This is a genomic window from Aurantimicrobium sp. (assembly GCF_036667855.1).
GTDB lineage: Bacteria > Actinomycetota > Actinomycetes > Actinomycetales > Microbacteriaceae > Aurantimicrobium.
The window spans coordinates 48,614-69,403 of record NZ_JAVWTF010000001.1 but is presented as its reverse complement, the minus strand read 5'-3'; the positions used below and the strand labels follow the sequence as shown (position 1 = coordinate 69,403).

At 40.2% G+C, this 20,790-nt stretch carries 16 protein-coding genes; 5 read left to right on the top strand and 11 right to left on the bottom strand.

Annotated elements, in window-relative coordinates; all coding sequences use genetic code 11:
- Nucleotides 1-11 precede the first annotated feature (11 nt).
- On the top strand, nucleotides 12-8,063 hold the full coding sequence (locus RR877_RS00230; protein WP_332627276.1) for a transglycosylase SLT domain-containing protein: 8,052 nt from the start codon (nucleotides 12-14) through the stop codon (nucleotides 8,061-8,063).
- 57 nt (nucleotides 8,064-8,120) lie between these two features.
- Here RR877_RS00230 and RR877_RS00225 read toward each other — a convergent pair whose 3' ends face one another.
- The 3 genes from RR877_RS00225 to RR877_RS00215 form a co-directional block, all read right to left on the bottom strand.
- Nucleotides 8,121-8,423 carry a hypothetical protein gene (locus RR877_RS00225; RefSeq protein WP_332627275.1) on the bottom strand — a complete coding sequence of 101 codons (303 nt, stop codon included), beginning with the start codon at nucleotides 8,421-8,423 and terminating at the stop codon, nucleotides 8,121-8,123.
- Between the two features lie 15 nt (nucleotides 8,424-8,438).
- Entirely contained in the window at nucleotides 8,439-8,960 is a 522-nt protein-coding gene (locus RR877_RS00220; protein ID WP_332627273.1) for a hypothetical protein, read from the bottom strand.
- A 119-nt stretch (nucleotides 8,961-9,079) separates the two neighbouring features.
- Nucleotides 9,080-10,942, bottom strand: a complete 1,863-nt coding sequence (locus RR877_RS00215; protein ID WP_332627272.1) for a PcfJ domain-containing protein — start codon at nucleotides 10,940-10,942, stop codon at nucleotides 9,080-9,082.
- A gap of 126 nt (nucleotides 10,943-11,068) precedes the next feature.
- On the opposite strand from RR877_RS00215, the gene RR877_RS00210 reads away from it, so the two are divergent.
- The 3 genes from RR877_RS00210 (at nucleotide 11,069) to RR877_RS00200 (ending at nucleotide 12,984) form a co-directional block, all read left to right on the top strand.
- Nucleotides 11,069-11,638: a hypothetical protein gene (locus RR877_RS00210; RefSeq protein ID WP_332627271.1), complete on the top strand. Its 570-nt coding sequence runs from the start codon at nucleotides 11,069-11,071 to the stop codon at nucleotides 11,636-11,638.
- Between the two features lie 39 nt (nucleotides 11,639-11,677).
- On the top strand, nucleotides 11,678-12,004 hold the full coding sequence (locus tag RR877_RS00205; RefSeq protein WP_332627269.1) for a hypothetical protein: 327 nt from the start codon (nucleotides 11,678-11,680) through the stop codon (nucleotides 12,002-12,004).
- A gap of 221 nt (nucleotides 12,005-12,225) precedes the next feature.
- A complete protein-coding gene (locus RR877_RS00200; protein ID WP_332627268.1) occupies nucleotides 12,226-12,984 on the top strand; it encodes a S80 family phage morphogenetic serine protease in 759 nt (252 codons plus the stop codon).
- 171 nt (nucleotides 12,985-13,155) lie between these two features.
- Here RR877_RS00200 and RR877_RS00195 read toward each other — a convergent pair whose 3' ends face one another.
- Together RR877_RS00195 and RR877_RS00190 are read right to left on the bottom strand one after the other, a co-directional pair.
- Nucleotides 13,156-13,464 carry a hypothetical protein gene (locus RR877_RS00195; RefSeq protein WP_332627266.1) on the bottom strand — a complete coding sequence of 103 codons (309 nt, stop codon included), beginning with the start codon at nucleotides 13,462-13,464 and terminating at the stop codon, nucleotides 13,156-13,158.
- Between the two features lie 13 nt (nucleotides 13,465-13,477).
- Nucleotides 13,478-13,996 (bottom strand): hypothetical protein, encoded by a 519-nt coding sequence (locus RR877_RS00190; protein ID WP_332627265.1) that lies wholly within the window; start codon nucleotides 13,994-13,996, stop codon nucleotides 13,478-13,480.
- Between the two features lie 151 nt (nucleotides 13,997-14,147).
- Between RR877_RS00190 and RR877_RS00185 the strand changes: the two genes are divergently transcribed.
- Entirely contained in the window at nucleotides 14,148-14,531 is a 384-nt protein-coding gene (locus RR877_RS00185) for a hypothetical protein (protein ID WP_332627263.1), read from the top strand.
- Nucleotides 14,532-14,572: 41 nt separating this feature from the next.
- Here the strand turns inward: RR877_RS00185 and RR877_RS00180 are convergent, their stop codons facing one another.
- The 6 genes from RR877_RS00180 to RR877_RS00155 all read right to left on the bottom strand — a co-directional run bounded on the left by RR877_RS00180 (nucleotide 14,573) and on the right by RR877_RS00155 (nucleotide 20,788).
- The gene (locus tag RR877_RS00180; RefSeq protein ID WP_332627261.1) at nucleotides 14,573-14,989 is read right to left on the bottom strand and encodes a hypothetical protein; all 417 of its coding nucleotides are present in this window, start codon (nucleotides 14,987-14,989) and stop codon (nucleotides 14,573-14,575) included.
- Nucleotides 14,990-14,991: 2 nt separating this feature from the next.
- The gene (locus RR877_RS00175) at nucleotides 14,992-15,243 is read right to left on the bottom strand and encodes a hypothetical protein (RefSeq protein WP_332627259.1); all 252 of its coding nucleotides are present in this window, start codon (nucleotides 15,241-15,243) and stop codon (nucleotides 14,992-14,994) included.
- A gap of 109 nt (nucleotides 15,244-15,352) precedes the next feature.
- Complete coding sequence (locus RR877_RS00170; RefSeq protein ID WP_332627258.1) at nucleotides 15,353-16,738, bottom strand: hypothetical protein; 1,386 nt, start codon at nucleotides 16,736-16,738, stop codon at nucleotides 15,353-15,355.
- A gap of 72 nt (nucleotides 16,739-16,810) precedes the next feature.
- Entirely contained in the window at nucleotides 16,811-18,031 is a 1,221-nt protein-coding gene (locus RR877_RS00165; RefSeq protein ID WP_332627257.1) for a hypothetical protein, read from the bottom strand.
- A 3-nt stretch (nucleotides 18,032-18,034) separates the two neighbouring features.
- Nucleotides 18,035-19,186, bottom strand: a complete 1,152-nt coding sequence (locus tag RR877_RS00160; RefSeq protein WP_332627256.1) for a hypothetical protein — start codon at nucleotides 19,184-19,186, stop codon at nucleotides 18,035-18,037.
- Nucleotides 19,187-19,282: 96 nt separating this feature from the next.
- Complete coding sequence (locus RR877_RS00155; RefSeq protein ID WP_332627255.1) at nucleotides 19,283-20,788, bottom strand: SPRY domain-containing protein; 1,506 nt, start codon at nucleotides 20,786-20,788, stop codon at nucleotides 19,283-19,285.
- Nucleotides 20,789-20,790: the final 2 nt, after the last annotated feature.

Genomic DNA, 20,790 nt, shown 5'->3' with positions numbered 1-20,790 from the left:
GAGCTTGTCATATGGCTAAATTTCTAAAACTAAGTTTAGGGAAAAAAGCTGAGCCAGATGATGATCTGGACATCCCGGACTTTGAATTCGGTAATCCAGATACGAAAGATGATAGAACTCCTGCAACAAAAATCGCTCTGTCAGCCAAGCAAGGGTTTACCAATGCTTTAACCGATAGAGAGAATATAAAGAGAAAGTTAAAAGAGAATCTCCCTACTGAGTATGGAGAGGCTGCTGACTTTGTCTCAGATAGTGTTACAGAGACTAAAGATTTCATCGATCATTCTGTCAAGAGCTTAAAGCCTGCTGCTAAGAATATCGCCAAGTCTGTTAAGATGTTTCTGCCGCCCGGCATGTCACGTCTTCAAGAGAGACTCGATAGAATTGAGAAGTGGGCTGATGATGAACAAAATAAGGGACCCAGTGTCGAAGCCCAGAGAGATCAAGAGATCGGGATCGGCATTGGTCGTATCTTCCAACAGCAAGCATTACAAGATGAAGTTAATGAAGCTAAGGATGATGCCAAAGAGAAAGTTAACCAGGCTATTGAATTTGGTAGACATAAGGATCAGATTGCTATCCTGAATGCTATCAATAAAGCTGTTACTGGAACGAATAACTATACCACGAAGATTAACTCTGAATGGCAGAAGAAGTCGTTAGAGTTACAGTTCCGTTTACTGTTTGCTACCAGAGACATTCTGGAAGTAAACACCAAGTCTTACGAAGATACTAAAACCTTACTGGCTAATATTCAAAAGAATACAGCCTTACCTGAATTCCAAAAACTCAAGCTCAATGAACGATTCATGGAGCAGAGCAGAAACAAGTTTATCGGTAAAGGTTTGGATACCGTAAGCGGTTATGGTAAACGAGTAGTTGGTAACGTCAAGAGACAAATTCAAGCTTCTATCGATACTGTCAATGACATGTCAAGTATGTTGGCCACAGGTGCTGACATGGCTAAGATGATGGAAGACTTTGAAGGCAAGAAAACCATGGGACAGCGGGCAGGTGGCGCGGCTGGTGGTTGGGTTGCTAGTAAGTTAATGGATGTAATGATTGGTAAGGGTGGGGCCAAGCTTAGAGCAGATCCTAAACGTCTGGATAAGTTTGCTAAAGTCACCAACCAATTAGGTTATCTCTTAGGTAATAAAGATAGATTACTTCAGAACCTTGAGAACATTGACGAAGATGATCCCAACATCGTCAAAAGAGGTGTTGGTAAGTTCATGAGAACTTTCAGTGGTAGTCAGGCTGTCGACACTTCCATGAGAAGAATGGGTGTTGATGAAATGCAGCAAGGTGGTGTTTTCACCAACCGAGTGGCAAAGTCTATTACTGATATCATTCCTGGTTATCTGGCTAAGATCTTGAGAGAGATCACTGTACTCAGAACAGGTGATGAGAAAACCAGTCTATTGACCTATGATCATAAACGAGATAAGTTCATCAAAGAGAAGACTTTAGTACGACTTAATAAACGACAATTCGAGAAAGGCAACAAAGCCGTCGAAGATAAGATCAAACCAATTTTATCAGTTGTTGAAAGTAATACTAAACTCAATGACTCTGAGAGATCTCAATTTGTTAGATTCTTGATGGATTATTCCATGCAAGGTGGTTTATTTAATTTTGCTAACTTTAGTAAACCAAGTCTCTACAATGGAAAGCTCTCTCCAGAATTAGCTGAAAAGGTTGCTGGTGCATTTAAGGCCCACACCGATAACATTGGTACTGATGGCTCCGAATACCATAGACAAAATAGAAGACTGTCAGAGTCTTTCAATTCTATTGGTTCGAGTATGACTACCAGTGCTAAAGATGCACAAGACTTAGTTACCTTTGGTCAAGAACATATTGCACGTAAAGCTGGAATGATTAACCAGTATGGTTCCTATAACCTCGATGGTCAGAAGAATCATGTTGCAAGTAGAATGTCTGCCGCTGGTCCATTGGCTCCTAGAAGTCAAGAGGATATCGATAAAGATAACATGCGTGAAACTGAAGCCAGTGACATGGACGCAGAATCAAGGCAGCAGACTAATCTGGATAAGAGTAAGGATCTCGAATCTGACATCTTGGCTAAAGAGAATATCAAAACCACTAAGAAGGGTGGTCTCTTAGATAAACTCAGAAAGCTTAAGCTCTACGATTGGAACTATAAAGCAAATGCCAAAACCAAGGATGGTGGTAAACCACATACTGGTCCAATGGCACAAAATGTCAATAACATCCTGGGTAGTTCTTTTGCACCGGGTGGTACTAAAATCGACATGGCTAACATGAATGGTTTCTTAACCGGAGCTACTCAAGAGTTAGACGATAAGATTACTAATCTGGAAGGCTCAATTAATAAAGGTGGTGATAAGGGTGCAGTTCCTGAAAACACTCTTAACTACTCTATTAAACTGTCTGAACAAATTAGAGACAATACAGCTAAGATAGCAGCAGGTACTTTACTGAGCTTACGTTTCATGGGTAACTTAGACTTATCCAAACTCAACCTCTCTAAGATTGATCTTAATGCTCTGGTAAAGGGCAGTAAAGAAAAGTTAGGAGTAGGTATCGATAAGCTTAAAGACAAAGCACGCTGGGGGTATGACTATGCTAAGGATGGTAGTATCCTCAGTCATTTCCACGGTTTGTTAAATGCTGGTTTAGGTATTGGTGAGAGTGTTACTGGCTTAGGTACTAAAGCCTACGGTAAACTCAAGACTGCTGGACAAGACATCTATGGACGTGTCAAGACTGGTGCTAACTGGATTAAGAAGAATCCATTAGCCGCTGCTGGTAACTGGTTAAAAGATAAACATCAAGATGCTAAAAACTCTTATGATGTTTTTGTTAAACCAGAAGATGCACCTAGAATGACATCGAAGAAAATCCAAAGAGGTGACTACTTCGATTCCACAGATAGTACCAAACCACTGAAGACCAAAGAAGAGATTGAAAACACCAAAGGTGACATTCTTGACAGTAAGACTGGCCAAGTGGTTATCTATATTGGTGAGATCGATGATATCTACTTTAGACAAACCAGTCTTGGTAAAGTCATCAAAGCTGCACGTCGTCTTAAAGATAATGTAATGGGTGCAGCACGCACCATTAGAGGCTTTGTTCCTATTGCCTATACCTTTGCCTGGAATATGGCTAAAGGAGCCTACAAGACCGCTTTAAACTGGATTGAAGGCCCTACTGATGTGTATGTCAAGGGTGAGGAAGTTCCTAGGCTCTTTAAACACGCAATGATTGCTGGAAAGTATATCAGAGCATCAGACAGTAAGGTAATTGAAAGACCTTCTCAGATTGATGGCATGGTTTATGACATGAATCAAGAAGTAGTCCTGAGTGCGCAAGACTTTGCAAAAGGTATTGTGAACTCCAAGGGACAACCTTTCACTGGTCCAGTTAAGAAGATCCTCTCCAAAGCCAAAGACTTAGCTAACTTCGCAAGAACTAAGTTAGTCAGTGGTGGTAAGCAAGCCTTAGCTACTTTGAAGAAGGTAGGACAAGGTGCTGCCAGAATAGCTACTCATGGTCTATCTGGTGCAGCGCAAATGGCTGGAGTTGGTGTAGGTGCTATGGGTTCTGAGGGTATCGACATTCTCAGAAGCATTAGAGATATCTTAGACGCTAGATTGCCTGGAGGTGGTGGTATCGGTGTCGGAGGAGTTAAACATGATGAGAACGGTAATGAAATTGCTGGGCCGGTTGCTCCTAGAAACGGTGCTAAGAACTCTTTGCTTAGTTCTGTTAAGTCTTATAGCTCTGGTAACTCTATTGACGCTGTAGCTGGTTTAGCCAGCGCTGCTGGTAGAGGTATCGGTGGCCTTTGGAATAAGTTCAAAGGTAGAGCCGATAAAGCCAAGACTGACTTTGATGAGTCAGAAGCTGGTCAAAAGGTCAAAGACCTCAAGGATAAAACCAAAGCTGAAATTGACAAATTGAGAAAATCTTCTATAGCTGAGAAAATCAAAGCTAAGAAAGATAAACTCATGGAGAAGATGACAGCAGGTAAGGAAGCTATTAAGGGTCGTGTCGGTGGATGGCAGAACATGAAAGAGCGTGAGAACGCTAATAAGTCTGACCATAACAAAGAACTCAATGAAGTCAAGAAGTATGAAATCAGAAATACCTTCGACATCATTGGTGACATGATCAAGAAAATTAAAAACGGTATCGGTGGTCTCTTTGGTGGAGACGACGATGGTATCGATGTAGATGTTGATAGCGACGGTAAGAAACGTCGTAGACGCCGTGGTAGAGGTAGAATGCGTGGCCGTATGGGACGCATGGCTAGAGGTGCTGGTAGACTCTTAGGAGGAGCTGGTCGTTTAGCTGGATCTGCCTTGGGCGGGGTTGGTAGAGTTGCCATGTCTGGTGCTGGATTAGCTGGTAGAGCTTTGATGAGTACAGGCGGCTTAGTAGGCCGTGGTGCTTTAATGGCTGCCGGTATGGTTCCAGGTTTAGCCAGCGCTGCCGCTGGAGTAGGTTCTGCACTCTTAAGTGGTGCAGGTGCTGTGCTTGGTAGTATTAGTTTACCAGTAGTTGCAGGTGCTCTTGCAATTGGTGGTTTGGCTTATGGTGGCTACAAACTCTATCAATATCTGACTAAGAAAAAATGGAACGATACTGAGAGACTCCGTATGATGGAGTATGGTCTCAGAGGTGGTGACGAAGAAGCTTTCAAGAAGATCTACTCTCTGGAGAAGATGCTCACTGATGCTGCTACTGTTACTGACACCGATGTTACTATCGATAACAAGAAGGTGAAGGGTGAAGATGTCTACAAGATCTTCGGTATTGATCCTACTTCTAACGACGATGAACAAGTACAACGTAAACACATGTTCGATGTCTGGTACGAACAACGCTTCTCTCCTATTTTCTATAAGTGGTTGAAGGCAGTTCAAAAGACATATGATGATAAGAGTCTGGACAAACTGGAATCTGCACCTGAGAAACAATACGCTGTAGTTAAAGAAACATCTACCGATAATACCGGTTGGTTAGTTCCTAACAGTCCATTTAATCTTCAAAATCTGAATACTGATACTAACATTATCAGTCAGTTCAGAAAAGCTGTTTTAGATAAACTGTCTAAAGATGCGAAGATAGATGAGAACGATAAGAAAGATATGGCTAAGGTTGAAGGTGCTTCACCTGAGGTTGCAAAGGCTGTATCTGCTGGAGCTGCTAGTGGTATTGCTACTAACAGTAAAGATGTATCTGGTGCATCGGAGACAGCTTCTAGTAAAATGATGTCTGCTCTTAAGACGGCTTTTGGTTACACACCTATGGGTCTAATGGCTACTGGTATTTCCAAAGCGATGGGAGTGGGTGCTTGGTTTGCTGATAAGGTAAGCGGAGCAGGTGGATTGAAGATGGCTTTCACTAGTCCTAGAGAGTTCTTCTCTAATATGTTCAGTAAGTCTGTTAGCGCTTTAGAAGCTATCAAGATGAGAGCATATGGTTTGGGTAATATGGAATCATCTAAGGTCAACACACTTCGTAAACTGGAAGAGTTGCTGATCAACGAAACTAAATTTGGTAGTGATGGAACTATTACCTGGGATGGTGATCTTCAAGTATTAGCCGGTGGAGCCAGAAAGCTCTTCGGTATTGGAGATCAAGATATTCCAGAGAATAAAGCATTGTTAGAATACTTGAGTAAGAGGTTCATTCCAACTTACTTGATTTTCTATACAGGTATGAATTCTGTTATCGGAAAAGCTGACATTAAGGCATTGAGAGATGTCATGGATGTTATCTCTCCGGCGGCTGCAATTGATATTGGTAATAGACTGGTTGGTTCTAGAGATATCTGGAATGTAACCGATAGTCCGTGGAGAGATTACAAACTCCTCACCAACGCAGAAGCAGTAAAAGAGAATCTGGCATTCTTATCCCAAAAGGCTAAGAGTGAAACCATGCCTGAGCAAAAGAAGGTAGATTCTAAGGGTCTGATACCTACTGCTAGTGCTGCTACAGTTCCAGAACGTACAAACAACCCGACCACACAACCTGCTCAGGCCCAGTTCTTTAAACCACCTGAGCCTGAAGCTAGTCCAGATGCTGAAGGTAAAGAAATTGGTGGTGGAACTAGTGGCGGTAAACCAGTAGACAATGCTACTGGTGGTTCTGTACAAGGTCGTTTAGTAATGGCCGGTGGTGAGTTAGTTAACGGCAGTGGTGCTAGCAAATTCATTACCTTAAAGGGTGGTGCCAATATTGCTAACATGAACCCTGACTTCATGAAGCTCTTTAACGGTATGGTTGAAGAGTATGGACAGAAGACAGGTAAATCCGTTCAAGTTAACTCAGGCTGGAGATCAATGGCTGCACAAGCCGAACTCTATGCTAAATTGCCTAAGGGTAGAGCTGCCAAACCAGGTAGTTCTTTACATGAGTTCGGTCTGGCTATGGATGTATCCTCAGCAGACTTAGACGCAATGGATAAAATGGGACTGCTGCGTAAGTACGGTTTCACGAGGCCAGTTGCTAAAGAGCCATGGCACATTGAACCTATTGGTATCAATAGTCCTGAGTTACTGGCTGCTGTTAAGAAAGATCCATCAGCAGCTAAGACAGCTATCGATGCAGGTATTGGTAGAGGTGGTGGCGGTATCGGTGATACTCAACGTAACGCTTCTAGATACTATCGTGATTGGAAGGCACACAATGCTATCTTTAATAGCAACGTTCCTCCTTCTAAGGAAGATACTGAAAAGATGCTGGCAGCTTTACCTGATACAGGTTATAACTCCAGTGTCGAGAAATTAAAGAAAGACCAAGTACAATTACCAGGTCAAGGTAACATGGGTGGTAATCTTACATCTTCTCCAGAAGGTGAAGGTAAACCCGGAGCTAGTACTTTAGGTGGTGGTTCTAGTAGTACATCTACTGCTGCTGCTTCTGGTATTGAAGCACCACAAGGTGGCTTCAAAGCTAACGCTGACAATCTCGATACTCTGAAAGAATCAGGTGGTTCGGGTGGTAAGACTTGGAAGGATCTTCCTAATAGTAATGGTGCAAGTTGGCAGGCTCAAGGTGCAATGATCCAAGAGGCTGCTAAGTGGGTTGGTATTGATCCTGGATTAGCTGCTGCGGTAGCTGCCAAGGAGTCAGGATTCAATCCTACAGCTATGGCTAAGGAAGCTAGTCCTAAGGCCGCCAGAGGTATGTATCAATTCAAACCTGATACATTCATGGAAATGGTTAAGAAGTACGGTTCCAAATATGGAATCACTGCACAGAATGCTAACATCATGGACCCACGTCAAAGTGCTCTCATGGGTATGCATTACGTGAAACAAGGTATGGCTAATGCTGGCGGTAAATCTGCTGGTTGGGCTTACCTGACACACTTCTTAGGTCAAGGCGGTGATCTGAATAAGTTCAAATCCATGGGTGATAGCGATATCCCAGCAAAGGTTCTACCAGGGCCTGCTGCTAATAATAAAGCTGTCTTCTACCATGGTGGTGATCTGAGTAGACCTCGTACAAAGGCAGAATTGATTGCCTATTGTGATAACGAGATGAAGAGAAAACTCACTGAGTTTAAGGTTCCGTTAAATCTTGAAACTGGTGCTACTGTTCAATCCACTGGATCAGTACCTAGTACTGGTTCTGTATCAGATACTGCTAGTGTTTCACCACTGGCTCAAGTACCTGCTGTGGATAATAGTAATCCAGAGATGCGTCCAGAGACTCGTCAGCAAACTAAACCTAGTTCTGGTTTTGGTAAGTTTAACACACCCACTAACGAACAAGTTGTGGCTGCTAATCAACCAATCCAACGCGGTACAGATCCTGCACGAGATGTTAAACCTATGGATGAAACCAATCAGATCCTGAATAGACAACTGGATGTGATGACTGAAGTTAGAGACTTGATTGGTCAATTAGTTTCTAACTATTCTGCTAAAGAAACGGAACCAGATGCTAAGGTAGAGCCTACTGCTTCAAAGCCAAATGAGCCTAGTAGATCTAGACAGAGAGAAATCCCTGTCAGCACGATGACGAAGCCTATGGTAAGTAGAGCACGTACTACTGTATAAACAAAAAAATAAACGTCATAAGTAGGAGTGGCCTAGGCCACTCCTTTTATGCTGTCGTTATCCGTGTTTCACAACAAAGATACAGTATTCTTCACCAGCCTTACAATAGCCGTCAGAGATAAACTCCATCTGGCTTGCAAGTTGAGAAGCAGGTAGAATAAACTTGTAATTCTTGTAAGGGAAATTCTTGATGAGTTCCCGAATCATTGTCTCTTGGGCCTCTTCTGGCGTAGAAACAGACAAGTCTTGGTTCTTGAAATGGGTAGCCATTTCGGAGAAGATCAAAGTCTTGAAGAGATTCGCTTCAACCGTATTCTCGGTCAAATCAATTTGGATCATTTCTTCATTTGGTTGGAACATTATAACCTTTCAAAGTTATTCAACATAGACAAAAGTAGCCACTTTGTGGCCTTGGAATTGGAGACGCTTACTAACAGTAACCAAATCTGCTTCGAAGAAAGACAAAGAGATCAGGAACACGCAGTCGCTGTAAATACCAGTGAGCAGAGCTTCTGCTTTGTAGTCGGGATTAACCGACGTGTACTTCTGGCGATGCAGAGTGAGTACATTAGACAGAATGTCCCAAGCTTTTGCTGCTTCGATAGTTTGTGGCATACGGCCACTGATATCGTAGACAATGTGAGTTGGTTTGATTTTGAAGTTACCGACATCTTCACCGAGGTCGATGAGTTCTTGTGCAATACGAACCACACGTTGATTATTGATACTATCAGTGAGAAAGTATTGAGTATGTTTGCTCAGGTTGCTCTTCCTGCTGATGCTCTTAACAGCATAACGCCATTCGACATCAGGAGTTTCTTGTGTGAGATTGTGATTGAACAAATACAGTTCAACAGATTTCTCAACACAAACACGGGTTGGAATGAGGGCAGACATTTTGATTTCCTTAAAAAGAGGTTAGGTGTTTAAGTTAACAAGTAACTCAAAATAAGGATATATCATTGAAATGTTTTTAAACAAACAAAAAAAAAGAGTACCCGAAGGTACTCTTTTCATTAACCTTTACTCACGGTCTTCAGGAAGTCCGAATTGAGAAATGGCTTTTCTTTTACCTCTGGGCGAGGAAAGTGTTGATGAACAGTACGTTGAACGGTAGTAGATAAATGACCGAGAGAATCAATCACTATATTAGGCTTCCTTTCTAACGAACTGATATTTCGAGCAAGCGCAGTTAAGGTGTTATTCGCACCATTTACAAGAGTCTGCCGAAATCGTTCTAACCCTGCTGCAATGTTGCTTGGTGATTCGAGGTTTACAGTCCATCTGTTAAAGAAGTCCCGATCACCATGCGGCATCTGAATTAGCTGACGATAGAGATCATTGTGCATATTCTCTAAACCACGGTTGATGATTGGATAACCCCCACGCCATAAAGCAGGAAACCCATTGAAAACGTCCCCGTCAAAGTCACCGCCGAGTATTCTACCTCGACCCATTCGACCCATGAATGGAGCATCATCGATGTAGGCAATCACGCCACGTCCTCGTGGATTACCTGCCACTCGTTTTATTCTACGTTCATATTGCTTGAGTATAGCCAAAGGCCGTTTACTCAGATCAATGATGTAGTCATGGAACCCAGTAGCTTTCATGAGGGCAGACATCTCATCCACAAGATGCTGTTGGTTGAAAGTAAACGAAACATGGTTTCTTAAGCCACGCACTTGATCGAAGATAACAAGCTTCTTCTGCTCACTATAATTGGTACTCAATGTCGGAGTACCATAGATAGTGTTTCCACTCTTGTAGTCATCTTGTACAGAAAACGCAATAGTGCAGCAGTTACGTGGATTCTCAGGATCGGTGATGCTGAAGGCAAAGTAAGTACCATTACGCATATAGCTATGGTAATCGAAGATACAGTGACGCATCTTCGAGCCTTCATCAAACAAATCAGTACCATTGTTGATCAGTTTGACATCAAGCTTATTGCCATCGACGGTGATTGTAGTTCCTTTCAGTTGAGGGAATTTATGAATACTGAAGAAGTTCTTTTTCTTCCACTTCTCACGACGTTCTCTTTCGAGAATCTGTTCACGGTCACAATCACGTTTCATCTGAGATAAACGCGAATGTTCATCGGCAAAGCGTCGCAGACTCCATTTACCAGAAAGAACTACACCCAGATCTTTTACAATCAATGGATATTTAAATTTCAGGTTTTGGAGACTGTCCCACATTCTGATGTGGTCAATTATATCCTTAGCTGCTGTGCTAAGAGCGTCGGTTCCCTTACCGCACTTTTTGAGAAACAGTAAGATCTCTTCCACCAGATCCATTGACACTGGTTTGCTGATGAACACATCAAGCCATTGCAAAGCATGAGTATCAGTACCGATATGCAGGCATTTAGCCAAGATCTCCAGAGCCCGATCATTCTTATACCATTCAGATAGACCGAATTGTTTCTTGACAGGGATCTTCACCAAAGCTTTCCATGCACTTGGTGTGAAACGTTTCTTGAAGTCTTGAATCCCGTATGTTTGATCACGCTCATAGATACCAAACTCGAATGGGTAGATGAGGCCACTGGAATCACGCATCTTGTAATAGAAGCGATAGATAAACCAAGGGGTGTAGCCGTCTTCAACGTTCTTTTTGAAGCGCTCGAAATTCTCTTTCTTATGCAGATTGAAAATCTTAATCAAAGGGTTAGCAACATGGGCGGCATAAAGATGACCATATTCACCAAACAAATTACGAACAGCCCCCACCAAGCGTTCGTAGTTCCTGCGTTCATCTTCTTCAATAGCTCTTGCTATAGCTGCATCTTCGTAGCAGTCTGTTTTCTTATTACTAGCCTTATTCTGAGGACGGCTAATAGTGTCGAGACTAGCAGCGTACTTGTTCTTTTTCACAGAAGTATCCTTTAAAGTTTGGATAGTTGATAAGTTGATCTAAGATCACAATTATGATATATGGTTATAAACTTTTTATTTGTTAATACTTTATAAATCAAAGAAATCAAGTAGAAAGGATCAACTATGAAAGCAGTAATTATCGGTACGGCAGGTAGGTCTCATCGTGAAAGCTTGTCAATTAAAGTATGGTCTAACATGGTAGCAAAAGCCAAGGAGATCATCCCAAAGGGAGCTATGGGTGTCTCTGGTGGCGCAGCTTGGGCAGACCACGTTGCTGTTGAACTCTATATTCAAGGACACCTCAGTCAATTGCAGCTTCACTTACCAGCACCTTTAGATAACATTAGTTGTTGTTTTATGGGAGGCTCCATGGGTGGGCCAAAGAGTGCAGGAGCTGCTGCCAACTACTACCATGGTATGTTCTCTAATATACTAGGTAGGAACACTATCCAAGATATTGTAGAAGCCTCTGAATCTATTGGATGTGGTTATACGTACCAACATCACGATATGGGTCTTCGTGCTATGTTTGTTAGAAACGCTGTAGTAGCAAAAGAAGTATCAGAAGGTGATATGGCTTTAGCCTATACTTGGGATAGAGGTGAACTCTCTGACTCAGGTACTAAGAATACTTGGGATCAAATAAAGATTACCAATAAGCACCATGTCTCTATGTTTGACATGGTTAGTTAAAATTGTATGCTTAATAGAATCTAGATAAGAGGTAACGTAATGTCTGGAATTCCAGAGTCTATAGAACTAACCGCAACTATTGTTAACAAAGAGGATGATATGGCTACGGCTTTAATCAATGATAATACCGGCGATGAATTAACATCCGCTGAATTTACCGTCACCCCTGGTACTAAGTTCACTATTACTGGTCACTCTAGGACTGGTAGTAATTGGCATGTCTACATGCAAAAGAAATTTAGTAACAACGAATGGTACAACGTACGACAAATCAACAGTGCTAACCCAATGGTAACACTGGAAGATGGTGGTACTTTCAGGTTGTTTAAACCTGCTGGTGTGGTTTGTTTGGTTGATCGTGATTAATCAAAATAAAGAAAGACTGTAGTGGTCTTTCTTTTATGACGTACTTTAAAAGTATGGTACTACGTACTTAACTAATCTTGTTTATTTAACTTGAGTTAAATAAAGTATACACACATAAAGGACCCCCTCTCCATAAGGTTCTCCCCCTTAAGTTAAGTATCTATTTTTTAACAATTAATCATGTGATCTTCGTACGTGAAAATTACAGTAGAGGTTGTATAATGGATAAGATTAGATTTACATGTACTAGACTAGCTAACACAGGTAAGAAGGGTATTATCACCCCTAATGCAGATGGTTACTACGATCTGGTTATCGGTGGTCTGAATATGTATAACTCAGCGGGTATGAAGTACACTGCTGTGAAAGACGTGTTAGACCTGTTTCAAAACAAGAGTTCTTCTTTCCGTAGAAAGATTGAGCGAGGTGCTTTACGTGGTGAGGTAGGTCATCCCAAGTTCTTACCTGGAATGAGTAAGGATCAGTTCATTGATCGTATTATGACGATTGATGAAAAGAATGTCTGCTGTCATTTCTCCGAAGTTTACTTGGACTTCGATAGCTTCAAGAATGAGGATGGTTCACCTATTATCACTATTAAGGGTTTGGTTAAACCTAGTGGTGCACAGGGTGCTTTCCTCAAGGAACAGCTTGAGAACCCTAAGGAGAACGTTTGCTTCTCTATTCGTAGCTTCACTGATGACTACTATGAAAAGGGTGTCTTGTGCCGTGATATCAAGAACATCATCACATTCGATTATGTGAATGAACCTGGTATCCATATTGCCGAGAAATTCAAGAACCCAGCTTTGGAAGATCTTCAGTTAGTCACTCTGTCTAAGAGTGACTTTGACAAGAGCCTTCAAAGACAAGTTGTTGGTGTCGGTAAGGAATCAGCTATGATGAACATGACTGAACTCTTTGCTTCTTTCGGTTGGTCTGAAAAGAAGAAGGGTTTACCAGCACATCGTAACTGGTAAAACAAAAAAAAAGACTCTCCGAAAGGGGAGTCTTTTATGATGTCTTAACCCAATACTGAGTAGAACACCATAGCAATACCGAAAGTGGCATTAGCGAGTATTAGAAATAGCAGAGGAATAGCGAATGGATTAGTGTTCTTGGTCGAATAGATTGTTCGAAGAAAAGACATTTTATTCTTTCGGCAGACGAATACCTTCCATTGAATCAATCTTTATATATCCAACAATCGTTACCTTATCTTTAGCAAAGAGTATGAGATCACCTATTTCGAGATCACTAGGTTTATATCTTGGATTAGAAGCTACTGGATCTTTGATGATCGTATCGTAGATAATTCCCTTCAATGTTCTTTCATCGATAGAGAGTAATTGACGATCAGTACGGCTACTCAAATGGAATTCACGATTACCAGGATCATACATACTGGAGCTAGTAGCTACAATGGGATCATAGTAACCAATTACATGGTTGTAGAACATATGCTTTCCTTTATTAAGCAGGTTGATAATTGTTGAAGTAGAAACGCAGAGCACGAATAGCTCGCTTTTGGCTTTGTTTCCAAAAGCAAACATTGTGACTGAATTTCAATTCATTGTCATTGATTGCAGGATTGTCTTTGAAAACATCAAATAGACTAACTACATAATCGATAGCAGGTTGCCAACCATTAACTTCAGTGAAGATAATATCTGCTGTATCTTGATCGACATTCAAGTTAGCAGCCAAGTCACTGCGTCGAATACAGTTGATTCGACGACGGATTAATTGATTACCTGGAACGATAACCAAAGTCTTGCTATAGCCGTCCTCGATATTAGTTCGAACTTGGAAACCAATATAGCCAACAGCCATGGGGAGGAAGGGTTCACCTTCTACATTCACTGCAAGATTCAAAGCAGCTTGTTGTTCATCAGATACTTTTTGATCACCCAAAAGCAAAGCAATAGCTTGTTCCCAACGAATGTCGCCAAACAGATTATCAAACAACTCTTGATTGAGTTCTTGATTCATGGTGTGTTCCTTTAAAAGTTACTATAACCTTACCAGAGCTATAGATAGGATAGATGTGTTAAATCACAAGGGTGACTCACATTAAGTATATATCGCTGAAATGTTTTTATTAGTACCTTCTGTAAACTATGATCATCACAAGGAGATTATCATGCCAATGGAAAAGGTCAGAGAAATAGAAATGATTGATAGCCATCATGTTAAAGGCTATGCTTTCAACATTGAGATCAGTGCTGTACCAGTTGATCGTTATGGAATGGCGTCTTATACGTATAACCTTACTAAATCTTACGATGGTAAACCAGGTTATCAATTCATCAAGGATCTGAATTTCCAAATTGGAGATCCTAAAATCTTCGGTGTTAACGGTGTAACCAATGAAGCTTTATTGGCTATCATGATTCATCGTCTTCAAGGTTTCCAAAATAACCCAACTGCTAATTGCTCTGAAAACCAAGAAGCAATTAACCACATGGAGCTTGCTATGGAAGCACTCTATAGTCGTACTCGAAGAATACAAGCTAGTAAACAATAAAAAAAAAGACTCTCCGTAAGGGGAGTCTTTTATGACGTTACTTAATCGTCGTAACCATGATAATGGGGATCATAACCATCGTCATCATCGACAAAACTACTAAGGAGCGCAGAGCGATGTTTCTGACAGAGATAGTAGAGACGACCACACGTCCCCTCTTCTGGATCACGCATAGGTCGTACGCCCTTAGTCTCTGCTTTGCAGTGATCGCAGTATTTCAATTCATCTTCTGAATTGTCTTTCTCTCGTTCCTCTTCAATTGCCTTGATGCAATCTTCACAATAATGGTGAACTTCAGATCCGAAAGAATCTGTCTCACCAATCATTGCAGCCACTGCTGGTTTCTCGACAGATGGTTCTGCATTAGAGCATTGGTCACAAGTATGACCTTTGATCATGTGTTCGCTGCGCAGGATACGTCCAGGAAGATAGCTATTTGGTCCAATTACATCAGCCATGATTACCCTTCGTTTGGCATTACGAGATCAACAGACCTCTTGATTTTAACATTAATAGTGGAGCCTAATTGATAGACATCTTTCTTGAATTGCTCAGAGTTAAGATAAGCTTCGAAGAGGTTTCGAAACAATTCTTTTTCTGCCTCCAGAAAATCTTTCTTATCTTTGGCGTTACCATACTTGTTACTCTTAAAGTTTCCCTCAACAGTAACGGTACTGATACTACCATGAACACCTACGGATTTCAATGACATAAATAACCTTTCATAAGTAGGATAAAGTCAAAGGGTTAACTCACTATTGTAATATATGGTTGAAACAATTTCATTGCGACATAAAAGGACAGCCCTAAGGCCGTCCTAATTATGGTTTTACGATACCTTCAAATTGAGGCATGAGTGTTGGGTATACAGGACCCATCATTACTGCGTTATAATCTTCATCTGAATCATAGGTGAAAATGAGATATGGTTTACGCATAGCGATAAACTTAAACTCATATTGACCAGATAAAGAATCTGACCATACCTGCTGCATTACTTTACCGTCAACGATACTGTATAAGACTACTCTCTTACTAGTAGGCTCTTTAGGTGGATAGTCAATGAATACCGAATTCTTGAAATATCCATAACCTGCACCAGTTTCAGTTGAATCTGACAACCTATACTTACCATAGGCTGTAACGGTTTTGTAATCGGTAGGTCTATCACCTTTTCGTTTTATCAAGGTATTATCGTTAGCCAACAATCTAAGACCAGTCTTCCTTGTTGAAATGGCATCGTACCTAATCCACCCTTTTTTACTTAGGAATAAATCAGTATTATATTCCGATGTAAGATCAGTATATTGATAAAGAGGTATTGAATTTATTCTATGTTTAAAATTTGCACCTAGATTTCTAAACTGTATATAAGGATAGAAACTAGCATTTGCATTAGATTTAGTAATATCAAACCAGTTGGTGTGAAACATACCGTTGAATACTATTTTAATCTTATTGTTATCTAAATCAATAAAGAGTCCGGCAGTCATCTCAGGCCATTGAACATTATTTGCCTGTCCAGTCCCTACAGTTTGTAAAACGCTGTAAGAACCATTGGTTATTTTCTCTAAAAGAAAACCACCAGTATTTGCACCAACTTGATAACAGTATCTTCCTGTATCAGCGAACTGATTTAGAATAGACGTAGTCTCCATTATACCGATTGGACAATTCCATCTACTACCATCACTGTTTATGAAATCAAGAACAGACACTTCAACGAAGTATTTACCAGTTTTAATAGGTTGTCTAGCTCTAGCAATATAGTTATATGCTAATGTATTGGCATTCATAGGAATGAGTTGATCCTTAAAGAAAGGATCGATTGCTACCGAAGCTATAACAAAAGGTATTGATCCGGTTTTAACACTAACATCATTCGCTTTGAAATCTGGTATAAAAATACTATCATTGAATCTAACCCAGTTACCAGAACTGGACTTTGTATCAATGGCTATTTTTCTGAAGTGATTCTGTTTTAGTGACCCACATACACAACGTATAGAATCTATATCGATCTCAGTAGCGAAATCAATGATGATCTCTAGATTCTTCAAAGATGACAATGAATACTCTATATTAGTTAACGTAGAATAATCAACACCATCGACGATGATGATTCCATCTAAAGAACCTTTACTTGGTGCAAGTCCTTTAGACACTGTGAAAGCAGGACTTAAAATAACATTGTTTTTCGATACCACGAAACCTTTAAACGATAAAAGATTCGAAGAGATCTCAATGTTATTAAATCTAAGTTGCTTAACTAACATCAGTTACCTCCAAGGGCCAGTGATGTCGTATGCTACACAAACAGGATCACCATATTCGTAGGGTCCAGAAGCACTGGATGATTTCTTAAACATAATCAACCTACCAGCCATATCGCCAGATCCTTCTTCAATGACAAGATCAGACATCCCTTCCAATGAAGTACCAGAGAAGAGAATACCAGGATACTCACCTCTGATAACTCTTTCCGTTACTGCTTTCATACGGAATAACTCTATGCCACCAATAAGAGATTGATCCATTGCAGTACCACCCCATGCTGACCAATCACAGATAGTTGCTCCATCTTGGACTCGCCCAGCAAACTCATTCATTGAATCACCGAACACATTCCCCAAGAAAGTCTTATAAATGTTATTACCAGTATTATGATAATTGACATTCAGTGTAGACTTAAGCGCCATAGAGTCACCAAAATAGGTAGAACTTATACTGTTAGGATTGGTAGTGTATGCACACATTAATACAGCAGCATTTGGATCACCAGGATAAGCCCTCAATATATCCCCACAGAACATGATCTTACCATGTTGAAGGCTATCGTAGTTGTTAACTACTTCAGTACGACACCACTGATAAAATATAGAACTACCATCACCTATGAGGAAGTTAGCCCGCGCCTCTGCCCCGGTTGTGTAAGACTTAAACCAACATGAGTATAAGTTTCCAGATTTTGGAACATGATCAATAAGTTGATCAGCACCATAATTTGCTAGATTCTCCATATTACTAGCACCCTTACATATCTTCACGAAAGCAGCGCTATCATAGTTATCGTTGACATATAACTTAAAGTTGCTATGGGAAGTCTTTGGTATATAGAGACATGTATTAACTGCTGTAGTCGGTTCCTGTTTACTCCAACCCAATGAAGCATACTTAACAAACATACTAGAAGAGAATACCTGGTCAGGTAAATCTACATTGATCTTGATGTATGAATTAGTAGACTCTATTACTCGGTATTCACCTTTTAATTGATCATCTCCTGAAATCTCAATTACTGAATATTTCAGGAATGTTTCACTGTTGGGTATTACAATGGTAGCAATTTTATTACTAATAGTAACAGAGTTAATGGTTATCTGACCGAAACCATTTACGAGTACAGCGTCAAGGAAGAGTTTCAATCTTCCTTTAACACCAGCTATTAAAGGTATCCCTCTCATCATCGAGTGATACCATTTCACAGGTAAAGTTGCCATGTCTTATCTCCACGGTCCTGTAATGTCGAAATAGTTATATATGGTCGGGTTTGTATAAGGATAGTTATCAGGAGATGATCTAGAGTATATTAGATCTTTCCCTAGATTATTATCCTTAGCTTCAATGAACGATTCAAAAGTATACCCTTGCTTATAACCCATCGCAGTTACAACACCAGGTATCTTTGTAATGCGTCGGCCATCGTCGACAAAGAAGTGTTCGGTAAGTAGAATACTATCACCATCACTATTGTAGTGAAGTGCCTCTGTGAAATACGTCCAATAGTTTGTATTTCTAAGTGTAGGAATGAACGACTGATTTACCTTAAGACCGTTTGGTGGTCTTAAGGTTGTCTTCGGGCTGTTGTTAGGATCATTGATAAATACGTTACCGTTATAATACATCGGTTGACCCTTGTCCAATTGACCGGTAAGATAGACAGCAAATAAATCAATCGTTTTTGATAATCTTACACCTTCACCAACAAAGTTCCAGCATCCGTAGTCTTTATTTAGAGCAGGTATTTGATTTAACATACTACCTTTATAGTAGAAACAATACGGATCACCAATAATACAGAAGCTATTTCTATTATCAGTATTAGCGTAGTAAGACTTTAGCCATCGATAAGTATTGTTATATGGTTTCTGATCTATTCTGCTATCAAGAGATGTTGCATTCTCACAAATACAAACTTCAGAACCTTGTGCCTGAGTGTCATCCACATAGAACATCCACTTCAGTGCGTCCACTCTACTAGGCTTATAGATACCTCTAGAGACGCCACTGAAAGGTTTAAACCATCCCATAGGGGCATACTTCACACTGACATTCGAAATCGTTATCGGACCGTCTGGTACGTCCATCTCAATAACTAATTTACCTATATCTGAAGACACTACTCGGTATTCTGTATTCAGTGCTTGGCTACTCATGTTACTGAGAGCAACCACAGCCTTAGGAATGAATTTATTCCCGTCTTGAAGAATCAAAGTTGCTTTCTTATCAAGTACATTGATACTAACAACATTGGTATCTCCAAACCCATTAACCAACACAGCATCTAATAAAGCTGTAAAGGCTCCAGGAGTACCAGACAAAAGTGGTATCCCGTGAAAGCGGTTATCGAACCACTTTATTGGTAAGTTAGCCATAATAAGTCCTCGATTGTTATATAGTACTTCCAAAGAAGTACAGCATAAGATTCACTAGCCCTGTTTTTCAGGAACTAGTGAATCTTTTTTATGACACTATAATTTTACAGTTAGATCTAAACCTACATACCTTGGCATCAAGGTAGGATAGACAGGCCCAACAACTACAGCATTAAAGTCCTCATCACTATCGTAAGTGAAGATTAAATAAGGCTGCTTCATCTTTACATTCTTGAACTCGAACTCACCAGTTAACGGATTAGACCAAGTTATCTGTTGCATCTCGTTATCATTAATGCTAAACAACATCACACGTTTACTAGTAGGTTCCTTAGGAGGGTAATCAATAAAAACAGAGTTTTTAAAGTAACCATAGCCCCATCTAGATTCATCATGTTCAGATACACGCCAGATGTACTGAGGAGAGTTGTTCTGATATTTAACATCGTTGTTTAACAGACCTCTGGCTTTCATAGTCCAAGGCCAGTCAATATAACTTCTTCTGACTTTTGTCTTAGAAGACTTTCTAGACGTAATAGCTGGCTTTCTCTTCCAACCATCGGTCGTAATGAAGTGTCTATTATTCCAGTCTGGTGTAAGATCTGTGTAGGTGTACTTATGAGGATAGTTAACACTAAATTCAGCGTTAGCGCCCATGTTCCTTGCTTGAGTTACTAAATAAAACTCTTGACCTGCTTTAGTCTTAGTAAATGTAAACCAAGCTGATTCATAGATACCATTTACCACGAACTTGATCTTGTTTGTATCGAAATCAACAAACATTCCAATAGTACATTCTGGCCAATTAACGTTATCAGCAAAACCAACACCAATTAAAGCTAGTTGTGTTTCAGCACTACCAGTCATTTGCATGATTCTATGGCCATTATTGTTTCTACTGATGTAGACACCCTTTTGACCACCAGTTGTAGCATAAGTACCATACGGTGTCTCAACTTCAAATATACCAATAGGTACTGCATAGCTAGAACTTGTAATTCTATCACTATTTAGTAAACTGATTTCTACAAAATGCTTACCAGTACTAATTTTGGTCGCATTCTTTGAAACGAAATCCCAGACTATACTACCAGTAGTTGTAGTAGCACCGTAAGTGTTTTTAATCGTGTCTGATCTATATCTGGTAATGTTCGTGTAAGTAACGAGATCCATATAGGTAGAATATCCAGATCCGACATCATTCTTATTGTAAACTGGAATAGAGCCTGGTTTATTAAACCTAAACCAATCACCAGTCAAACCTTTATAACTAATATTCAAAGCTTTAAAGTGATCTTTCTCTGTATCACCACAAACACATTGAATATTATCAAAGTCAATCTCAGTAGCGAAATCAATAATGATTTCAAAAGATCTTTTATGTACTTCAGTTCCTGAGAAAACAATACTCTCTAAAGTACTGTAATCAATGTTAGGTTTTATGATGAGTTGCTGTAAGGTTCCACTTACAGGTAGTTGTGATTTAGTTACTGTAAAATCAACATTAACTATGTTACTACCATTTTTGATAATGAAACCTTTGAAAGCTAACTTATCAGAAGAGACCAAGATGCTCTTGAATCTGAGTTGCTTAGCCTTCATTA